Raw genomic sequence first — 18,168 nt, 5'->3', positions numbered from 1 at the left:
GCTGGCTGCGCGCCTCACGCTCACGCGTGTGCGAATCGCGCTCGATCACCTGGGGCTTCACCTCGACCGGCTCGGCCCCGGCCACCGGGCGCTGGCCGAAATGCACCCGGCCCTGCTCGTCGGTCCAGCGATAGATTTCCGCTGCTGCCAGCGTCGGCAGCATCCAGGCGATCAGCAACAGGCCACGCATGTTCATCCTCCGTGAGAGACAAGCGTCAGCTTATACCGCGGCGCAGGCCCGGGAAACGGCCCTGACCGGTGGCTTACAAGGCGGCGGGGCTGGCCTTGGCCGGCTCGATCGGACGATGATGGCCAAGCTGCTCCAGCGTCTGCAGACGGGCACGGGCGCGGTAGGCGTATTCGCTGGCCGGGTAACGGCTGATGATGAACTGATAGGTCTGCGCCGCGTCGACGAACAGGCTCTCGCGCTCCAGGCACTGGCCGCGCAGCAGCGAGATTTCCGGTTGCAGATAGCTGCGCGAGCGGCTCTTGCGCTCGGCCTGCGACAGCTCCAGGGCGACGCGCGCGCAATCGCCGTCTTCATAGGCGCGATAGGCATTGTTCAGATGATGGTCGAGCGACCAACGGGTGCAACCCGTGGCAACCAGTGCCACGGCCAGGATGATCAGGGTTCGCATGGGCAGTTCCTCCGCTGAGCAGTGTATCGACAGCCAGGTGAAAAACTGAACAGCGACAAACCTCCGTTGGGTTTTGCCCCTTGCGCCTTGGCGCGGCCCCGCTGCGCTGATTAGACTGCGCGGCACTGGCCCGTTCCGGCCAAGGAGCCCGCATGCCGTTCGCCCGCCTGCTTCCCCTAGTCATCGGCGCCAGCCTGCTAGGCGCCTGCGCACCGACCACCCCGCTGTTCATCGCCCAGGTCACCACTAACGAGCTGGTGGAATACAAGGCGTTGAAAACCAAGCGCATGACGGCCGCCATCGAGGACGAAGGCGACCTGCTCACCTACAGCGCCATGGCCATCCGCGACGCCCATAGCGACAAGGCCGAGATGCTGTACCTGGAGGGTTACCGCGACCGCCAGCTGAGCGGCGAAGTGCGCGCCATCGCCCTGTACCAGATCGGCCTGATCTACATGAACCGCTTCAACGAGCAGCGCGACGACGCCAAGGCGCTCAACTACTTCTACCAGGTGCTCAACGAGTTTCCGGCCACCCAGGCGGCCAGCCGCTCCGAAGCGCGCATCGAGCTGATCCGTCAGCGCGGCGACGAGCCCATCCACAAGACCTCGCGCGAGCTGCTGGCGCACTGGCAGCCGAGTGACAATCTCGACCTGTACAAGCCCAGCCTCGACCCGGACATGACCCTGCTGTCGCGCCGCGCGGTGCTCAAGGGCCGGGTCGAAGAAGCCGAGCAGCTCTACCTGCTGGGCCTGGCCGATCCGCACGTGCCCGCCGACATCAAGGAGAAGGCGCTGTATCAGCTGGCCCTGATGCACATGGCGGCGGACAACCCCAGGGCCGATCGCGACAAGGCCATCGCCTACCTGCGCCGCCTGCTGGTGCAGTACCCCAACGGCGAGCTCAACGCCAAGGCCGCCCGCCATCTGGATCTGGCCCTGAACCCGGCGCAGCGCTGATCCACATCAATGCCGATGGCCGCGTCCTGGTCTGTAATTCAGGAACACCCTCCAGGCGAGGCCACTGCCATGAAACTCGAACGACTGCTGGTCGTCATCGACGCCGAGCATGACCGCCAACCCGCCCTGCAGCGCGCCGCCGAGCTGGCCGGCAGAACCGGCGCGAAGCTGCATCTGCTGCAGGTCGAATACCACCCCAGCCTCGAAGGTGGCCTGCTGGACAGCCACCTGCTCGCCCGCGCACGCGATGCCATGCGCGAGGAGCGCCACGCAGAGCTGACTGCCAGGGTCGCCGATCTGCGCGAGGCCGGCCTCGATATCGAAGTGGAAGTACGCTGGGGCAAGCGCCGCCATGAGGAAGTGCTCGCCCGCATCGCCGTGCTGCAGCCCGACGTGGTGTTCAAGTCGACCCATCCCAGCAGCGCCCTGCGCCGCCTGCTGCTGAGCGATACCAGCTGGCAGCTGATCCGCCGCTGTCCGGTGCCGCTGTGGCTGGTGCACGAGGGCCCGTGGCGTGGCCAGCGTCTGTGCGCGGCGCTCGACCCGCTGCACAGCGCCGACAAGCCGGCGGCGCTGGACCACCAGCTGATCGGCGTCAGCCTGGAGCTGCAGCGCCAGCTGGGCCTGCAGCCCCACTACCTGCACAGCCTGGCGCCACTGCCGCGCTCGCTGCTGTTCGATGCCGAGGTAGCCCAGGAGTACGACGACTACGTGGCCCAGTGCGCCCGCGAGCACCGCGATGCGTTCGACAAGCTCATCGCCCAGTACCCCATCGCCCCGGCGCAGACCCATCTGCTCGAAGGCTTCGCCGAAGAGGTGATCCCGCGCTTCGTGCAGGAGCAGGCCATCGACCTGCTGCTGATGGGTGCCATCGCCCGCGGCCATCTGGACAGCCTGCTCATCGGCCATACCGCGGAGCGGGTGCTGGAACGCATCGAGTGCGATCTGCTGGTGATCAAACCGAACGGCAAAGGGTAGTGCACGGGAACAATGACTACAGCGAAAGGCCGTAGTAGCCTCCCCGGCAATCGTTGACTAGGGAGTTCGTGCATGACCTTTCGCCGCACCAAAATCGTCGCCACCCTGGGCCCGGCCAGCAGTTCGCCGGAAGTGCTGGAACAACTGATCCTCGCCGGCCTGGACGTGGCCCGCCTGAACTTCTCCCACGGCACCCCCGATGACCACAAGGCGCGCGCCGCCCTGGTCCGCGAGCTGGCCGCCAAGCACGGCCGCCACGTCGCGCTGCTCGGTGACCTGCAGGGCCCGAAGATCCGCATCGCCAAGTTCGAGAACAAGCGCATCGAGCTCAAGGAAGGCGACATGTTCCGCCTCTCCTCCAGCCACTCGCGCACGGCGGGCAACCAGGAGGTGGTGGGTATCGACTACCCGGCGCTGATCCAGGACTGCGATGTCGGTGACGAACTGCTGCTGGACGATGGTCGCGTGGTCATGCGCGTCGAACTCAAGGGCGCGGACGAGCTGCACTGCCGCGTCGTGATCGGCGGCCCGCTGTCGGACAACAAGGGCATCAACCGCCGCGGCGGCGGCCTGACCGCACCGGCGCTGACCGACAAGGACAAGGCCGACATCAAGGTCGCCGCGGAAATGGAGCTGGACTACCTGGCCGTGTCCTTCCCGCGCGATGCGGCCGACATGGAGTACGCCCGCCGCCTGCTCACCGAAGCCGGCGGCACTGCCTGGCTGGTGGCCAAGATCGAACGCGCCGAAGCGGTGGCCGACGACGAGGCCCTCGACGGCCTGATCCGCGCCAGCGATGCGGTGATGGTGGCCCGTGGCGACCTGGCCGTGGAAATCGGCGATGCCGAACTGGTCGGCATTCAGAAAAAGATCATTGCCCACGCTCGCCGCCTGAACAAAGCGGTGATCACCGCGACGCAGATGATGGAGTCGATGATCCACAGCCCGATGCCGACCCGCGCCGAGGTGTCCGACGTAGCCAACGCCGCGCTGGACTACACCGATGCGGTGATGCTGTCGGCCGAAAGCGCCGCCGGCGAATACCCGGTGGAAGCCGTCGAGGCCATGGCCCGCGTGTGCCTGGGCGCGGAGAAACACCCGACCAGCAAGCAGTCCAGCCACCGTCTGGGTCGCACCTTCGAGCGCTGCGACGAAAGCATCGCCCTGGCGACCATGTACACCGCCAACCACTTCCCCGGGGTCAAGGCCATCATCAGCCTGACCGAGAGTGGCTACAGCCCGCTGATCATGTCGCGCATCCGCTCTTCGATCCCGATCTTCGCCTTCACCCCGCACCGCGAGGCGCAGGCCCGCGTGGCGCTGTTCCGCGGCGTCTACACCGTGCCCTTCGACCCGGCCTCGCTGCCGGCGAACAAGGTCAGCCAGGCCGCGGTGGACGAGCTGCTCAAGCGTGGCGTGGTCGAGCCGGGCGACTGGGTCATCCTGACCAAGGGCGACAGCTACCACGGTACCGGCGGCACCAACACCATGAAGATCCTGCACGTCGGCGATCCGATGGTGTGAGTGATCTGCACATGCAAAAGGCCGCTCGATAAGCGGCCTTTTCTTTTTTCTAGCCGGCAGTGCGCGCGACCTAGGCGGCCCCGCGACACCCCACGCAACCTGCGCCATCCCGTAGGGTGCGCCATGCGCACCAGCGCTCTTGCAGCACGCCACGTTCCAGCCCGAACCGCCGTCGACGCCGCACGCTCCCGGCGAACAGCAGGTGCGCACGGCCTAGGGGCCCCGCGACACCCTACGCGAATCTGGAGAAATCCGGCTTTCTGCGCTGCATGAATGCGGTCAGTGCCTCGACGGCCTCCGGCGAGCGCAGGCGTTGGCCGAACAGGGCGCCCTCCTCCTCGATCACCTTGCGCAGCTCCTCGCGCCCCGGCGCACGCATCAGGCGCTTGCTGTCGACCACTGCCGAGGGCGCCAGGTCGAGAAAGTGCTTGGCCATCTCGCGCGCCTTGGCCAGCGTCGCCGCACCGTCGTCCAGCGCCTGATTGGCGATGCCCCAGGCCGCCGCCTGTTCGCCGCTGAACGCCTGGCCGAGCAACAGCAACTCGGCGGCTCGCGCGTGCCCCAGCAGACGCGGCAGGATCAGGCTGGAGCCGTACTCCGGGCACAAGCCGAGGTTGACGAACGGCATCTTCAGCTGCGCATCACGGCTGACGTAGACCAGATCGCAATGCAGCAGCAGCGTGGTGCCGATACCCACGGCCGGGCCGGCCACCGCCGCCACCACGGGTTTGGGGAACTCGAACAGCGCGCGCATGAACTGGAACACTTCGCTGTTCAGACCGGTCGGCGGCGCCTGGAGGAAGTCGGCGACGTCGTTGCCGCTGGTAAAGCATTGCTCGCTGCCGGTCAGCAGGACGACGCGTACGCTCGGGTCCTGAGCCGCCTGGTCCAGCACCTCGGCCATACCGGCGTACATGGCGCGGGTCAGCGCGTTCTTCTTGTCAGGTCGTTGCATGCGCAGGGTCAGCAGACCGCCGTCGCGTTCGATATGCAGGTATTCGCTCATACAAGGCTCCAAAACCGTAGGGTGCGCTGTGCGCACCAGAAGCCCGATGCCATCGGATCTGGTATGCACAGCCGAGGCGGCCCCGGGCACCCTAGGTACGGGTTAGAAAGACGTCGGCGAACATCTGGCTGCGCGGCAAACCCGCCATGTAGAGACGCCGCGCGAAGCCGTCGACCGTCTCCGGATGGCCGCAGAGTAAGGCGAGGGTCTGCCGCGAGACAAGTCGTAGTTCGGCCAAAGCAGCCGGCAACTGCGCCGCCGTCACCAGCTCCACCTGCAGGTTCGCATGCTGCGCCGCCAAGGCGCGAAGCTCGCTGGCCAGGTAGTGCTCGGTCGGCTCGTGGGCCACGTGCAACAGACGAATGGCGCCCTGGTGGTCCTGCCGCAATGCCTCGCGCAACACGCCGTACAGCGGCGCCAGGCCGGAACCGGCGGCCAGCAGCCAGAGTGGCCGCGCCTGCCAGTCGGCGTCGTAATGCAGCGCGCCACCGCGCAGCTCGCCCAGACGCAGGCCATCACCGAGCTGCAGACGACGCGCAGCGTCGCAGAAGGCGCCAGGCAGGCGGCAATCGAGGTGAAATTCCAGCCAGGGGTCCTCGCTGGGCAGGCTGGCCAGCGAATAGGGTCGCGCTATGTTGTCGGCAATCCACAGCACCAGGTGCTGGCCGGCCTGGTAGCGCAGTGCGCGCGCGGGCTGCAGACGCAGGCGCAACACCTGCGGGCTGGGCCAGTCGAGCCCCACCACCTGGGCGGCAATCCCGTCGCGCTGCGGGTCGAAGGGTTCGACATCCAGATCGCCGACCACCTGGCACTGGCAGGCCAGACGCCAGCCCTCGGCGCGCTTGTCAGATGCCAGCGCCTCGGGCAGACGATCCAGCGGCTCGCCGGTTACGCAGCGCACCAGACAGGCGTGGCAACTGCCGGCGCGACAGCTGTAGGGCACGGCGACCCCACCGGCCAGCAGCGCATCGAGCAGATTGCTCTGGCTGGCGACCTGCAGTTGCCGAGCGCCGACGCGCAGCTCAGGCACCGGCGCGCTCCCAACTGGCATCGCAACGGTTGCGACCGCCGCGCTTGGCCTGGTACAGCGCCTGGTCGGCACGTTGCAGCGCTTCGTCCAGCTGATCGCCGGCGGTGAGCAGCGTCATGCCGGCGGACAGGCTGAGGTTGTCGATTTTCACCCCCACCGGCTCGGCCCGGGCGAACGCCTCGCGCAGCCGCTCGCAGCAGGTGGTGAACTGATCGGCATCGGTATTGGGCAGCAGCAGCACGAATTCCTCACCGCCGTAGCGGGCAATGATGTCGCCGTCACGCAGACAGGCACGGGCTACCGCGGCGAAGGTCTGCAGCACCCGATCGCCAGCGGCATGGCCATGAGCATCGTTGATTCGCTTGAAATGGTCCAGGTCGATCAAGGCCAGACCGTGTTGGCGCCCGTGCCCGAGATGCTCCAGCTCGCGACTGGCCAGACGCAGGAAATGGCGGCGGTTGAACAGCCCGGTCAGCTCGTCGGTGGCCACCAGATCCTCGAGCTGGCGCATCATCCCGCGCAGGGTGTCCTGGTGTGCCTGCAGGGCGAAACGGCGCTGGCGCATGCGCTTGCGCATGGCCTGCACGTAGCTGGAGAACAGGCACAGCCAGACCAGCAGGACGAACAGCACCCAGACCTGCAGCCAGGCCATGCTCGGGTCCACCAACTGCATGCGATAGGCCTCCACCAGCACCATCGCGGTGAAGCCGAAGAAGGCAAAGGCGGCGCAACGTGCGAATACCTTGGGCGGCAGCTGGAACACGCCGAACAGCAGGATCAGCACGTAGAACACCATCATGCTGCCGCGGGCGGTGTCGAAGAAGGCCATCACCAGTGGCTGCCAGGCCAGCGCGACCAGTACCTGGGCCTCGGTCAGGCTGGGATCGTCGAAGCGCAGGTTGCGCCCGCTGAGGAAGATCCAGAGAAACACCAGTTGGCTGCCGAACACGCCCAGCGTGAGCCAGACGGCGGCGCTGACGGGGCCGAGGAACAGGTCGTTGAGTACGGCGAACCAGCAGACGAGCGCCATCATCGCGTAGGTAGCGAATGCCATGGCGAAGCGTTTGAGCAGAAGGCTCTGCAGGCTGCGTTGAGTGCCTCGGCGGCTGGTTGAGCTCATGGGCTCCATCCCATACTGGCATCTGGCCGTTACTCTACCCCCGTGATCACAAATTGCCTAGCGCGCCGAGAGCGCCCACGGCTAGCACCATCGACCTTTGGCGGCTGTGCCCTGTGCGACCGTCGCGCTATACTGCCGCGCCTTTTTTGTTGCCTGCCGTCGCTGGCGCGCTGCAGAAGGCCGTCGCGGGCGAGGTGAAATCGTTCCCGACCATTTTTCGCCGTTGCGCCGGGTTCTGATTCGGCGCTTCCTTATAGATGTTCCCTGATAGAGGAGCGCCCCAATGACCGTGATCAAGCAGGACGACCTGATTCAGAGCGTCGCCGACGCCCTGCAGTTCATCTCCTATTACCACCCCGTCGACTTCATCCAGGCCATGCACGAGGCCTACCTGAAGGAAGAGTCCCCGGCGGCCAAGGACTCCATGGCGCAGATCCTGATCAACTCGCGCATGTGCGCCACCGGCCACCGCCCGATCTGCCAGGACACCGGCATCGTCACCGTGTTCATCAAGGTCGGCATGGACGTGCGCTGGGACGGCGCCACCATGAGCGTCGACGACATGATCAACGAGGGCGTGCGTCGCGCCTACAACCTGCCGGAGAACGTCCTGCGCGCCTCGATCCTGGCCGACCCGGCCGGTGCCCGCAAGAACACCAAGGACAACACTCCGGCGGTGATCCACTACTCCATCGTCCCCGGCGACAAGGTGGAAGTGGACGTCGCGGCCAAGGGCGGCGGCTCCGAGAACAAGTCGAAGATGGCCATGCTCAACCCGTCCGACTCCATCGTCGACTGGGTGCTGAAGACCGTGCCGACCATGGGCGCCGGCTGGTGCCCGCCGGGCATGCTCGGCATCGGCATCGGCGGCACCGCCGAGAAGGCCGCGGTGATGGCCAAGGAAGTGCTGATGGAGCACATCGACATTCACGAGCTGCAGGCCCGCGGCCCGCAGAACCGCATCGAGGAGCTGCGTCTGGAGCTGTTCGAGAAGGTCAACCAGCTGGGCATCGGCGCCCAGGGTCTGGGCGGCCTGACCACCGTGCTCGACGTGAAGATCATGGATTACCCGACCCATGCCGCGTCCCTGCCGGTGTGCATGATCCCCAACTGCGCCGCCACCCGTCACGCCCACTTCGTGCTCGACGGCTCGGGCCCGGCCGTTCTGGAAGCGCCGGATCTGGACGCCTACCCGGAAATCGTCTGGGAAGCCGGCCCGAGCGCGCGCCGCGTCAACCTCGACACCCTGACCCCGGAAGAGGTGCAGAGCTGGAAGCCGGGCGAGACCGTGCTGCTCAACGGCAAGATGCTCACCGGCCGCGACGCCGCGCACAAGCGCATGGTCGACATGCTGAACAAGGGCGAGCAACTGCCTGTGGACCTCAAGGGTCGCTTCATCTATTACGTCGGCCCGGTCGATCCGGTTGGTGACGAAGTGGTTGGCCCGGCTGGCCCCACTACCGCCACCCGTATGGACAAGTTCACCCGCCAGATCCTCGAGCAGACCGGTCTGCTGGGCATGATCGGCAAGTCCGAGCGCGGCCCCATCGCCATCGACGCGATCAAGGACAACAAGGCCGTGTACCTGATGGCCGTCGGCGGCGCCGCCTACCTGGTGGCCCAGGCGATCAAGAAGTCCAAGGTGCTGGCCTTCGAAGAACTGGGAATGGAAGCCATCTATGAGTTCGAAGTGAAGGACATGCCGGTGACCGTCGCGGTCGACACCAAGGGCGAGTCGGTGCACATCACCGGCCCTGCGATCTGGAACAAGAAGATCGCCGAAAGCCTGGCGGTGGAAGTGAAGTAAGCGTCAACGCTGCAAAGCAGAAGCCCGGCCATGTGCCGGGCTTCTGCGTTTTCAGGCGCCCTGCAACAGCTGCCGCCCCCGCGCCAGGTAACTGTCCATCTCCGCCTGCGGCACCATGCTGCCGCCAGTCGCCCAGACCAGATGGGTCGCCCGCGCCATGCGCTGCGGCGTCAGGCCCAGGCGCTGGCGATAGCCCTGCCGCTCACCCAGCACGCGCAATACACCCGGCATCCCGGCCAGGGCCGAAGGCTCCAGGCGCTGGCCCTCGGTCTGTTCCATGAGCGCCAGGTAACGGAACATCTGCTCGTCGCTGACCGTGTAATAGCCGTCGATCAGGCGCTGCATGGCACGGCCGACGAACCCCGATGGTCGACCGACCGCCAGGCCATCGGCCGCAGTGCGGTTGTCGATGCCGAAATCCTGCACCGCCAGTTCTTCGTGTCGCCCGGTGTGGACGCCGAGCAGCATGCACGGCGAATGCGTGGGTTCGGCGAACAGGCAGTGCACTGCGTCACCGAATGCCAGCTTCAGGCCGAAGGCCACGCCACCCGGCCCGCCACCGACGCCACAGGGCAGGTAGACGAACAGCGGATGCTCGGCATCGACCACGACATTGGCCGCCGCGAGTTGCTGCCTGAGGCGTTCACCGGCCACCGCGTAACCGAGAAACAGGTGCCTGGAGTTCTCGTCGTCGACGAAGTGGCAACGCGGATCGGCCTCGGCCTGGCGGCGCCCCTGCTCCACGGCGACGCTGTAGTCGCTGGCGTACTCGACCACGGTCACGCCATGGGCGCGCAGCTTGTCCTTCTTCCACTGGCGCGCATCGGCCGACATATGCACGGTGGCCTGAAAGCCCAGACGTGCACTGATGATGCCGATGGACAGGCCGAGGTTACCGGTGGAGCCGACCGCCACTTGATAGCCGCCGAAGAAGGCGCGCATCGCGTCGCTGTCGAGGCAGGCGTAATCGTCGTCGAGACCGAGCAGACCGGCCGCCAGCGCCAGGTCCTCGGCATGCTTGAGCACCTCGTAGATGCCACCACGGGCCTTGATCGAACCGGAGATGGGCAGATGGCTGTCGCGCTTGAGCCACAGCGCGCCGATCTCGCCTTCGGCCTCTTCACGCAGCAGCGCCTGCATCTGCGGCAAGGGCAAAATATCCGACTCGATGATGCCGCCGCTGGCGGCCGTCTGCGGGAACGCCCGGGCCAGGTACGGCGCGAAACGTTCGAGGCGCGCGCCGGCATCAGCCACATCCGCAGCACTCAAACCGACATCGCCCAGTGCTTCGGCAGCAGGCGCCACGGCGGGGTTGAACCAGCTGGTTTCGCGCAGGGCGATCAGCTCGTCGAGCAGCGGATATTGCGCGCGCCATTGGGCAAGCGGCTGGCCAAGAATCATGCGGCGTTCCTCATATCGGGCAGTGAACTGCGCGCATTAGACGACGCCTGCTGCCCGCTGGCAAAGGCCGCACCGTCCACCACCAAGCGGAACGATACTTGCCCACCCATGGCCTAAGCTGAAAATCGCCCAGGAGTCGTCATGACCTTTTCCATCATTGCCCGTTGCCCGCGCAGCGGTCAGTTCGGTGTTGCCGCGGCCACCGCCATGCCTGCCGTGGGCAAGCTGCTCAGCCACGCAGCGGCCGGTGTCGGCGCGGTGGCGACCCAGGCCCAGGTCAACCCCTATCTCGGCCTGGATGGCCTGGCGCTGCTGCGCCAGGGGCTCTCGGCGCAGGAGGCGCTGCAGCAACTCAAAGGCACCGATCCCTGCATGGAGCTGCGCCAGTGCGCGCTGATCGACGCCCAAGGCGACACGGTCTGCTGGACCGGAGAGAAGTGCATTCCCTGGGCCGGTTCGCTGGCCGGCGAGCAGTTCTCCGTACAGGGTAACCGCCTGGTTGGCCCGCAGGTGCTGGAAGCGGTAGCCGAGGCCTTTCGCCGCGGCGACGACCGCCCGCTGATCGAGCGCCTGATCGAGGCATTGGCAGCCGGCGACCGGTGCGGTGGTGACCGCCACGGTGAGTCCTCGGCGGTGATCTATGTGGTCGATCGGGAGCAATATCCACTGTGGGACATCCGCGTCGACCACCACCTCGACCCGGTGGCCGAACTGCGCCGCCTGCACGACGTGTTCGCCCGCGAAGTGCTGCCTGAAATTCTCGCCATGCCGACGCGCGAGAATCCGGCAGGCAAGGCAGCGGAAGACGCCGTCTAAGGCAACACTGCCGATAAGTGGCGGACGACAGCACCACAGGCTGGAGCCCCTTGGGCAGACGCCAGTGTGACGACAGCGCGGGCCCGATAGGCTGCCAAATCCGTCGTTCGACGGCCTGGCAACGCCAAGTGACAACTCCAAACGTCAATCTTCTGGCTTAGCAAAACGCCATCAAACCGTCAGTCGCGTTATCGCTGCCCTCCATCACCAAGCCTGGTACCGCCAGGTTTGCAGCCGATGGGCCGGTCTTAAGCTGCTATTCCGAGTCACTCTCGCAAGGGAGAGCAGCCATGTTCAGCATCCCCTCCTTCCGCCTGCGTCGCGCCCTGGGCGCGGGTCTGTTGTCTCTGTCACTGGGCCTCGGTCTGGGCGCCCAGGCCGCCCCCTCGAACTCGATGAAGGCGCCGCGCCCGGTGGTCTGGTCGGACTTCCTGGGCCTCAACGTACAACTGCAGTGGTTTCCCGAGCAGACCTATCGACAGCAGATCGCCAAGTTGAAGGCGCTCGATCTGCGGTGGATTCGCCTGGGCCTGCACTGGGAGCGCCTGGAGCCCGCCCCGGGACAATGGCAATGGACGGACCTTGATCGCCTGATGCAGGTGATCGAGCAGGAACAACTCAAGCCCCTGGTGTACCTGGTCGGTTCGGCCCCCTTCGCCACGTCCGCACCGGCCGGCGTGAGCAACCCCGACCAGTACCCGCCAACCAACCCGCAACTGTTCGCCAACAGCTTCGCCACACTGGCCAGCCGCTATCCCCATGTCGGTGCCTGGCAGGTCTGGAACGAGCAGAACATTCCACCCTTCTGGCAGCCGGCCGAAGATCCGGCCCAGTACCAACAGTTGCTGGAAAGCAGCCTCGGCGCACTGACCGCCGCCCGCCCGGACGCCACCCAGGTGATAGGCGGCCACGCCTACTACAGCCAGATGCCCGTACGTGGCGGCCTGATGCTGCAGGCCATGACCCAGCTGGGCAGCGTAAGGCCGGATCGAGTGACGGCCTATCACCCTTACAGTCACGAGCCTGAGGGCGACGTGCCCGGCGTCGGCGATTTCATTGCCCACGCCAATACGGTCAACCAGTATCTGCGCCATTCCGGTAGCGGGCCAATCTGGGCCACGGAGTTCGGCTGGTCGAGTTATGCCGGGCCGGTGGAACTGCAACCGATCATCGGCGAACAGGGCCAGGCCGACTACATACTGCGGCGCCTGGCGCTGATGAGCGCGATGGATTTCGACCGCATCTTTCTCTTCACCCTCAGCGATCTGGATGCGCGCGCCACGCCACGCGACCAGTTCTATGGTCTCCTGCGCCTGAACGGCAGCGAGAAGCCCGCCTACCAGGCACTCAAGCGTTTCCTGCAGATCAGCGGCCCCAGCCTCACGCCACTGGACCCGCCAGCCTTCGCCAGTGCGCCGGCCGGCATGTTCAGCATCGCCTGGCAGCGCGCCGATGGGCGCTGGCTGTGGATGTTCTGGGCGCAGGAGAACGGCACCGTGCGCCTGCAACGCAGTGGCAGCGGCACCCTCTACAACCCGCTGCGTGGCACCAGCCAGAGCGTGCGTTCGAGCGGCGGCAGCATCAACGTCACGGTCGGCCGCGAGCTGCAGATGCTGATCCTATGAGCGGCCGAAGCGCTCCAGCTGCATCTCGCGCAAACGGCTCAGCGTGCGGCGAAAGGCAAAGTCGAGGTAGCCCTGGGTGTACAGCTCGTCCAGCGCCACCTCGGCTTCGATATACAGCGGCACGCGGCGGTCGTAGCACTCGTCGACCAGGGCGATGAAGCGACGTACCGCATCGTCGTTGCGCGACAGCGCAGGCAGTTTCCGGTCACCGGCATCGACCCGCTCGGCACCGTCCTCGGTGCCACGGGCGATGCGTCCCTCGCGCTGCTTACCGCCCAGGCGCGGCACTTCGCCAAGCAGGATCGCCGGGAAACGCTCGCAGAGTTCGATGAAATCCGGCGCGGCCAGCGGCTGCTCGCACAGATCACGGAAGCGGCACCAGAGCGCCGCTGGGCCATGGCCGAGGTTTTCGATACGGCGATGGCTGAGTTCTACCGGCTCGCGGCTGATGGTTTGTCCCTCGCACAGACGAGCGAACAGCTGACCCAGCGCCTGTGGCTGCTGCACCCAGTAGCGTTGCACCTCGCTACCGGGATGCAGGCGATGATCCTGCTCGCCGTCCACGGCGACCACCTGCATATGCGCCTCGAGCGCGGCGATGGCCGGCAGGAAACGCTCGCGGTTGTAGCCATCGGCGTAGAGCTGAGCCGGCGGCTGGTTGGAAGTCGCCACCAGCACCACGCCCTGCTCCACCAGCAGGCTGAGCAGGCGACCGAGCAGCATGGCATCGCCGATGTCGCTGACGAACAGCTCGTCGAAACACAGCACGCGCAGCTCGCACCCCAGTTCCTCGGCCAGCAGGCGCAACGGATCGGCATTGCCGGTGAGCTGGAACTGGCGGCGATGCACCCACTGCATGAAGTGGTGAAAATGCTGCCGCCGCGCCGGCACGCGCAGCGTGTTGTAGAAGCTGTCCATCAACCAGGTCTTGCCACGACCGACCGGCCCCCAGAGGTACACACCCAGCGGTCGCTCGCCCCGGTGCACGGCCTGGTGACAGTGCTGCAGCGCCTCGACCGCACGATGCTGCGCGGCATCCACCACGAAGCCGGTAGCGAGCGCACGCTGGTAGGCGGCCCGCGGCGAGTCGGGCGGTGCCTGCATCGCGGTCAACGCAGCACCAGCCGGCCGTCGTCGAACTGCCGCGGCCAGTCGCGGCGGGTGAATACCTGGCCCTGCTCGCGCACGCGGCGCACTTCGTCCAGGTCCAGCTCGCAGATCAGCCAGTGACTGCGCGAGGGGCACAGTTCCGCGCTCTCGGCGACGATACCGCTGGCCGGCATGCCGTAGTCCGACGGCACGTACAGCGAGGCGCGGCCGTAGCCTTCGTCCAGCGACGGCGACCAGGGCGCCAGGCCCACGGTTGGCGAATGCAGCACGGCGATCTGGTTCTCCAGGGCACGCGCCTGGGCACCGATGCGCACACGATGAAAACCGGCCTCGGTATCGGTGCAACTGGGCGCCAGGATCAGGTCCACACCCGCCTCGGCCAGGGTGCGCGCCAGCAGCGGGAATTCGTTGTCGTAACAGATCAGGATGCCCAGCTTGCCCAGCGCCGTGTCGAACACCTTGAGCCCGCTGCCGGCCGCGATGTGCCACTGCTCCAGCTCGAAGCGCGTCATGATCAGCTTGTCCTGACTGCCCAGGCAGCCGTCCGGGCCGAACAGCCAGGCGCGGTTGCGATAGACGCCATCGTCATCCAGCACGGCCACCGAGCCGGGTTGCAGATGGACCTTGAGCCGCCGCGCCAGGCTTTCGCACAGTTCCAGCCAGCGCGGCAGCAGTGGCTGGATGCCGGCGATGGAGCCGTGCAGGTCGCTGCGCTCGGCCGCCGGCAATTGACCGGTGAGCACCAGACCGGCGTACTCCGGCAGCAGCAGCAACTCGGCGCCCTGCCCGGCCGCCTCCTCGCACAGGGTGGTGAGGTGCTCGGCGTAGGCATCCCAGGTGGTGAAAAGATCGATGTGGTACTGGCAGGCGGCAACCTTGATCATGGGGTGAGCTCCTTCAGCCAGAACGACATGGGCTTGGCCGACTCCTCGGCCTCGTCCAGGTCGCGCCAGTGGTAGCGGGTGTGCAATTCCGGATGATGGCGATAGCCGCGGCGCGCCCAGAAGGCGTCCAGTGGCTGATAGTCGGCGGGCCGCCGCGGGTGGTCGGCCGGGCGCTGCACGGCGCAGAAGGCGCACCAGTCGAAATGGCCCAGGCGCCGCGCGTGGGCCTCGCGCTCGGCGAAGAAGCGCACGCCCAGGCCACGTCCGCGCCAGGCCGGCAACACCACCGACTCGGCGCAGTAGAAGATGCGCGCCGGGTCCCAGCCCGCGGCGAGAAAGGGCTGCTGGAACTCCTCGGTTTCGTCAGCCAGTGGCAGCGCCGTGGAGGCGCCGACCACACGGCCCTCGTCCCGCACCAGCACGCACAGGCTGCCGACGCTGCGCACATAGGTGCCCAGGTACTCGGCCTCGTAGTCGAAGCTGCCATCGTAGAGGTAGGGAAATTCGCGGAAGACCGTGATTCGTAGCTGCGCCAGGTCCTCGATATGGGGTGCTATCTGCGGCCCCCGGAGCAATTCGATGTCCATGTGAAGTCGTTCGCCAGCAGCAGGGTGACGCCGGCGGCTATGCCGGCTCGAATGCGCGAACTTATCATGCGCGCCAACCCACCACTAACCATGCTACGAAAGGAACTTAGCCATGACCGCCACCGAACTGGTTCAGGCCTACTACGCCGCCTTCAACGCCGGCGACATGCCCGCCTTCCTCGACCTGCTGGCCGAGGACGTGGTGCACGACATCAACCAGGGCGAACGCCAGATCGGCAAGGCCACCTTCGCCGCCTTCATGGACAAGATGAACCGCTGCTACCGCGAGCGCCTGGCCGACATCGTGGTGATGCAGAACGCCGAAGGCAGCCGCGCCGCCGCCGAGTTCGTGGTGCACGGCGAGTACCTGGCCGACGACGAAGGCCTGCCGCCCGCCAACGGCCAGACCTACGTGCTGCCTGCCGGCGCCTTCTTCGAGATCAAGAACGGCAAGGTGGCGCGCATCAGCAACTACTACAACCTCAACGACTGGATCGCGCAGGTGGGCGGCTGAAAACCGCCTTTAGATAATCGATGCGATAGCCACAATTGAATTCATCAATCCAAGGCGAGACCGGATCATGCGCTCCTGTTCATTCAACACACAGGAGTCTTACCCATGAGCGCCATCAAACGTCTTTTCCAGCACGTTCGCCCCAGCCAGAAACCCGCTGCCGCACCGGAGCAGGAACATCCGAATTTCTGGATGTATCAATGACTCAGACGGCTGTGCCCACCACCCGCAGCGGCACCTGCCGCCCGGCCTTCTGCGCCAGGTAGCGGGTGCAGCTGACGCGCAGGAAAGAGGCAAAGTTGACCACCTCACCGCGAAAATCCATGACCTCTTCATAAAGCTTGGCGATCAGCTGATTGGTGGTCATGCCATCGACTTCGGCGATCTCGCGCAGGATGTCCCAGAACTGATTCTCCAGACGCAGGGTCGTCACCACGCCGTGGATGCGCAGCGAGCGCGAGCGCGACTCGTAGAGAATCGGGTCGGCCTTCACATAGAGTTCGCACATCGGCTTCATCTCCTCACGAGCGTCGTAGCCCGGATGCAATCCGGGAAATACCGGCAATCATGCACCCCGGACTGCAACCGGGCTACGGGTCGGTTACAGGCGGATCTCGGTGCCCAGCAGCTTGAGGAAACCGGCCAGCCAGGCCGGGTGCGCAGGCCAGGCCGGCGCCGTCGCCAGGTTGCCCTGCACATGGGCCTGATCCACCGGGATATCCACATACGTGCCACCAGCCAACGCCACTTCCGGCGCACAGGCAGGATAGGCGCTGCATTCACGCCCCTCCAGCACGCCGGCCGCTGCCAGCAGCTGGGCGCCGTGGCAGACCGCAGCGATGGGCTTGTCGGCCTTGGCGAAGGCCTTGACCAGCGCCACGACGTCGCCATTCAGGCGCAGATACTCCGGCGCGCGCCCGCCGGGGATGACCAGGGCGTCGTAATCCTCGGCACTGACCTTGGCGAAGTCGAAGTTGAGCGCAAAGTTGTGCCCAGGCTTCTCGCTGTAGGTCTGTTCGCCCTCGAAATCGTGAATGGCGGTACGCACCGTCTGCCCGGTGACCTTGTCCGGGCAGACCGCATGCACGGTGTGACCGACCATCTGCAGCGCCTGGAACGGCACCATGGTTTCGTAATCTTCGGCGTAGTCGCCGACCAGCATCAGAATCTTCTTGGCAGCCATGATCGTCTCCTGAAGGTGGGGGGAGCGAAGCCATTATTCGCCCCTAGTTCCTCCGACAGGTAACAGCCCGGTACTACTCCGCAGGGCATGCCGCGCGGCCCCAGGGGCGTCAGATGCCGATCTTGTCCAGTGCCTGGCCGACGGAGCGCCAGAAGCCGCGCTGCGGGCGCTCCGGGTCTTCGACGCTGGCAGCAATCCGGGTCATGGGCTGCACCTGGCGCGTGGCGCTCAGCTCGGTATCGGCCAGCGCCGCCGCCACCAGTTGCAACGGCCCGTCGCCGCCGCCATCCAGCACGCTGCCCTGCGGCGGGGGGCCGTCCTCGTCGTAGCGCAGGTAATAGGTACTGCCCACGGCGGCATCGAGGGTGAAGCTGGCGATCAGGGTGAAGTCCAGCGGCCCGTCGGCCAGCAGTGTCCAGAAGCTGCCGGCCAGAGGCCGGCGCATCTCCAGCTTGTAGCTGGCGGCGTCGAACTCCAGCACCAGATAGCCGTTGCTGGGCAGGCTGCCGATCAAGCGATTGTCGAGAAACAGCGCAGGCGCCTCCAGTTCCTGATCGGCCCAGTCGTTGCGCGGGCGGTACAGGTAGACCAGGGCATGATCTTCGTCGCTGAGGACATGAGGCGCGAAGGCATCGCCGTCCAGGTCGCCGAAGAAGGCGCCGGGGGTCGAGCAACCGACGAGCAGGACGGCGAGCAAGGGCAGGAGCAAACGGCGCATCGAGCATTCCTTGTGAGGGGCATGCACGCAGCTTAGCCGGCCCGCGCACGGGCCACACCCGACAAAAGTGCGGCCTGTTCAGAAGGTGCCGTGGCGCCCCTTGCCGTCGCGAAAGCGTCGCGCACCCGCCACCGTCTCGCCGCTGGCCACCACCGCCAGGCCACCGCGGAATTCGCCGACCAGCGCCTCGCTCAACGGCAGATCCCACTGTGCATAGACACTGGCGCGGTCGGCCAGCAGGCAGCGCTGGGGGAAGGCGGCGAGCTGC

At 66.4% G+C, this 18,168-nt stretch carries 19 protein-coding genes and 1 pseudogene; 7 read left to right on the top strand and 13 right to left on the bottom strand.

Features of this window, described 5'->3' with window-relative positions:
* Together N7333_RS20740 and N7333_RS20735 are read right to left on the bottom strand one after the other, a co-directional pair.
* The coding region (locus tag N7333_RS20740) for a DUF4124 domain-containing protein (RefSeq protein WP_279859332.1) at positions 1–190 on the bottom strand (190 nt) is incomplete at its 3' end.
* Positions 191–263: 73 nt separating this feature from the next.
* Positions 264–638 (bottom strand): hypothetical protein, encoded by a 375-nt coding sequence (locus N7333_RS20735; RefSeq protein WP_012019361.1) that lies wholly within the window; start codon positions 636–638, stop codon positions 264–266.
* Between the two features lie 152 nt (positions 639–790).
* On the opposite strand from N7333_RS20735, the gene N7333_RS20730 reads away from it, so the two are divergent.
* The 3 genes from N7333_RS20730 (at position 791) to pyk (ending at position 4,099) form a co-directional block, all read left to right on the top strand.
* The gene (locus N7333_RS20730; RefSeq protein WP_096825872.1) at positions 791–1,597 is read left to right on the top strand and encodes a tetratricopeptide repeat protein; all 807 of its coding nucleotides are present in this window, start codon (positions 791–793) and stop codon (positions 1,595–1,597) included.
* Between the two features lie 69 nt (positions 1,598–1,666).
* A complete protein-coding gene (locus tag N7333_RS20725) occupies positions 1,667–2,575 on the top strand; it encodes a universal stress protein (protein ID WP_003245926.1) in 909 nt (302 codons plus the stop codon).
* Positions 2,576–2,647: 72 nt separating this feature from the next.
* The gene (pyk, locus tag N7333_RS20720; protein ID WP_003245927.1) at positions 2,648–4,099 is read left to right on the top strand and encodes a pyruvate kinase; all 1,452 of its coding nucleotides are present in this window, start codon (positions 2,648–2,650) and stop codon (positions 4,097–4,099) included.
* 232 nt (positions 4,100–4,331) lie between these two features.
* Here the strand turns inward: pyk and N7333_RS20715 are convergent, their stop codons facing one another.
* From N7333_RS20715 to N7333_RS20705, 3 genes are all read right to left on the bottom strand, one after another.
* Positions 4,332–5,105: an enoyl-CoA hydratase gene (locus tag N7333_RS20715; RefSeq protein WP_012019364.1), complete on the bottom strand. Its 774-nt coding sequence runs from the start codon at positions 5,103–5,105 to the stop codon at positions 4,332–4,334.
* Between the two features lie 91 nt (positions 5,106–5,196).
* On the bottom strand, positions 5,197–6,135 hold the full coding sequence (locus N7333_RS20710; RefSeq protein WP_279859331.1) for an iron-sulfur-binding ferredoxin reductase: 939 nt from the start codon (positions 6,133–6,135) through the stop codon (positions 5,197–5,199).
* On the bottom strand, positions 6,128–7,255 hold the full coding sequence (locus tag N7333_RS20705; protein WP_096825868.1) for a diguanylate cyclase: 1,128 nt from the start codon (positions 7,253–7,255) through the stop codon (positions 6,128–6,130). Before N7333_RS20705 ends, N7333_RS20710 begins: the two co-directional genes overlap by 8 nt.
* Positions 7,256–7,538: 283 nt before the next feature.
* Between N7333_RS20705 and N7333_RS20700 the strand changes: the two genes are divergently transcribed.
* A complete protein-coding gene (locus tag N7333_RS20700; RefSeq protein ID WP_024309079.1) occupies positions 7,539–9,062 on the top strand; it encodes a fumarate hydratase in 1,524 nt (507 codons plus the stop codon).
* Positions 9,063–9,113: 51 nt separating this feature from the next.
* Here the strand turns inward: N7333_RS20700 and dsdA are convergent, their stop codons facing one another.
* Positions 9,114–10,463 carry a D-serine ammonia-lyase gene (gene dsdA, locus N7333_RS20695; RefSeq protein WP_254298319.1) on the bottom strand — a complete coding sequence of 450 codons (1,350 nt, stop codon included), beginning with the start codon at positions 10,461–10,463 and terminating at the stop codon, positions 9,114–9,116.
* 141 nt (positions 10,464–10,604) lie between these two features.
* Between dsdA and N7333_RS20690 the strand changes: the two genes are divergently transcribed.
* Both N7333_RS20690 and N7333_RS20685 read left to right on the top strand, forming a co-directional pair.
* On the top strand, positions 10,605–11,279 hold the full coding sequence (locus N7333_RS20690; protein ID WP_279859330.1) for a DUF1028 domain-containing protein: 675 nt from the start codon (positions 10,605–10,607) through the stop codon (positions 11,277–11,279).
* Positions 11,280–11,569: 290 nt separating this feature from the next.
* On the top strand, positions 11,570–12,904 hold the full coding sequence (locus N7333_RS20685) for a beta-galactosidase (protein WP_279859329.1): 1,335 nt from the start codon (positions 11,570–11,572) through the stop codon (positions 12,902–12,904).
* Here N7333_RS20685 and zapE read toward each other — a convergent pair.
* Genes zapE through N7333_RS20670 form a run of 3 tightly spaced genes read right to left on the bottom strand, consistent with a single transcriptional unit; the run spans position 12,899 to position 15,485 of the window.
* Positions 12,899–14,008, bottom strand: a complete 1,110-nt coding sequence (gene zapE, locus N7333_RS20680) for a cell division protein ZapE (protein ID WP_279859334.1) — start codon at positions 14,006–14,008, stop codon at positions 12,899–12,901. The genes N7333_RS20685 and zapE overlap by 6 nt on opposite strands.
* Positions 14,009–14,013: 5 nt before the next feature.
* The gene (locus N7333_RS20675; RefSeq protein ID WP_279859328.1) at positions 14,014–14,898 is read right to left on the bottom strand and encodes a carbon-nitrogen hydrolase family protein; all 885 of its coding nucleotides are present in this window, start codon (positions 14,896–14,898) and stop codon (positions 14,014–14,016) included.
* Positions 14,895–15,485, bottom strand: coding sequence for a GNAT family N-acetyltransferase (locus N7333_RS20670; RefSeq protein ID WP_003245937.1), 591 nt, complete (start codon positions 15,483–15,485; stop codon positions 14,895–14,897). The genes N7333_RS20675 and N7333_RS20670 overlap by 4 nt, the downstream gene beginning before the upstream one ends.
* Before the next feature lie 112 nt (positions 15,486–15,597).
* Between N7333_RS20670 and N7333_RS20665 the strand changes: the two genes are divergently transcribed.
* Positions 15,598–15,999, top strand: coding sequence for a nuclear transport factor 2 family protein (locus tag N7333_RS20665; RefSeq protein ID WP_279859327.1), 402 nt, complete (start codon positions 15,598–15,600; stop codon positions 15,997–15,999).
* Positions 16,000–16,204: 205 nt separating this feature from the next.
* Here N7333_RS20665 and N7333_RS20660 read toward each other — a convergent pair whose 3' ends face one another.
* From N7333_RS20660 to N7333_RS20645, 4 genes and pseudogenes are all read right to left on the bottom strand, one after another.
* Positions 16,205–16,507 carry a ribbon-helix-helix domain-containing protein gene (locus N7333_RS20660; protein WP_003245939.1) on the bottom strand — a complete coding sequence of 101 codons (303 nt, stop codon included), beginning with the start codon at positions 16,505–16,507 and terminating at the stop codon, positions 16,205–16,207.
* Positions 16,508–16,600: 93 nt separating this feature from the next.
* Positions 16,601–17,185, bottom strand: coding sequence for a DJ-1/PfpI family protein (locus N7333_RS20655; RefSeq protein WP_279859333.1), 585 nt, complete (start codon positions 17,183–17,185; stop codon positions 16,601–16,603).
* A 106-nt stretch (positions 17,186–17,291) separates the two neighbouring features.
* Complete coding sequence (locus tag N7333_RS20650; RefSeq protein ID WP_279859326.1) at positions 17,292–17,900, bottom strand: DUF2846 domain-containing protein; 609 nt, start codon at positions 17,898–17,900, stop codon at positions 17,292–17,294.
* A 78-nt stretch (positions 17,901–17,978) separates the two neighbouring features.
* Positions 17,979–18,168 (bottom strand): annotated as a pseudogene (locus N7333_RS20645) (enoyl-CoA hydratase); the annotation flags it as partial.

Origin of the sequence: Pseudomonas sp. GD04158, from assembly GCF_029834875.1 — a bacterium.
Lineage (GTDB): Bacteria > Pseudomonadota > Gammaproteobacteria > Pseudomonadales > Pseudomonadaceae > Aquipseudomonas > Aquipseudomonas hydrolytica.
This window is presented reverse-complemented; position numbering and strand designations above follow the sequence as displayed.

Bases quoted from the DNA above. Each gene is read 5' to 3' on its own strand.
- N7333_RS20735 (WP_012019361.1), bottom strand. From the start codon at position 638: ATGCGAACCCTGATCATCCTGGCCGTGGCACTGGTTGCCACGGGTTGC.
- N7333_RS20730 (WP_096825872.1), top strand. From the start codon at position 791: ATGCCGTTCGCCCGCCTGCTTCCCCTAGTCATCGGCGCCAGCCTGCTA.
- N7333_RS20725 (WP_003245926.1), top strand. From the start codon at position 1,667: ATGAAACTCGAACGACTGCTGGTCGTCATCGACGCCGAGCATGACCGC.
- pyk (WP_003245927.1), top strand. From the start codon at position 2,648: ATGACCTTTCGCCGCACCAAAATCGTCGCCACCCTGGGCCCGGCCAGC.
- N7333_RS20715 (WP_012019364.1), bottom strand. From the start codon at position 5,105: ATGAGCGAATACCTGCATATCGAACGCGACGGCGGTCTGCTGACCCTG.
- N7333_RS20705 (WP_096825868.1), bottom strand. From the start codon at position 7,255: ATGAGCTCAACCAGCCGCCGAGGCACTCAACGCAGCCTGCAGAGCCTT.
- N7333_RS20700 (WP_024309079.1), top strand. From the start codon at position 7,539: ATGACCGTGATCAAGCAGGACGACCTGATTCAGAGCGTCGCCGACGCC.
- dsdA (WP_254298319.1), bottom strand. From the start codon at position 10,463: ATGATTCTTGGCCAGCCGCTTGCCCAATGGCGCGCGCAATATCCGCTG.
- N7333_RS20690 (WP_279859330.1), top strand. From the start codon at position 10,605: ATGACCTTTTCCATCATTGCCCGTTGCCCGCGCAGCGGTCAGTTCGGT.
- N7333_RS20685 (WP_279859329.1), top strand. From the start codon at position 11,570: ATGTTCAGCATCCCCTCCTTCCGCCTGCGTCGCGCCCTGGGCGCGGGT.
- zapE (WP_279859334.1), bottom strand. From the start codon at position 14,008: ATGCAGGCACCGCCCGACTCGCCGCGGGCCGCCTACCAGCGTGCGCTC.
- N7333_RS20675 (WP_279859328.1), bottom strand. From the start codon at position 14,898: ATGATCAAGGTTGCCGCCTGCCAGTACCACATCGATCTTTTCACCACC.
- N7333_RS20670 (WP_003245937.1), bottom strand. From the start codon at position 15,485: ATGGACATCGAATTGCTCCGGGGGCCGCAGATAGCACCCCATATCGAG.
- N7333_RS20665 (WP_279859327.1), top strand. From the start codon at position 15,598: ATGACCGCCACCGAACTGGTTCAGGCCTACTACGCCGCCTTCAACGCC.
- N7333_RS20660 (WP_003245939.1), bottom strand. From the start codon at position 16,507: ATGTGCGAACTCTATGTGAAGGCCGACCCGATTCTCTACGAGTCGCGC.
- N7333_RS20650 (WP_279859326.1), bottom strand. From the start codon at position 17,900: ATGCGCCGTTTGCTCCTGCCCTTGCTCGCCGTCCTGCTCGTCGGTTGC.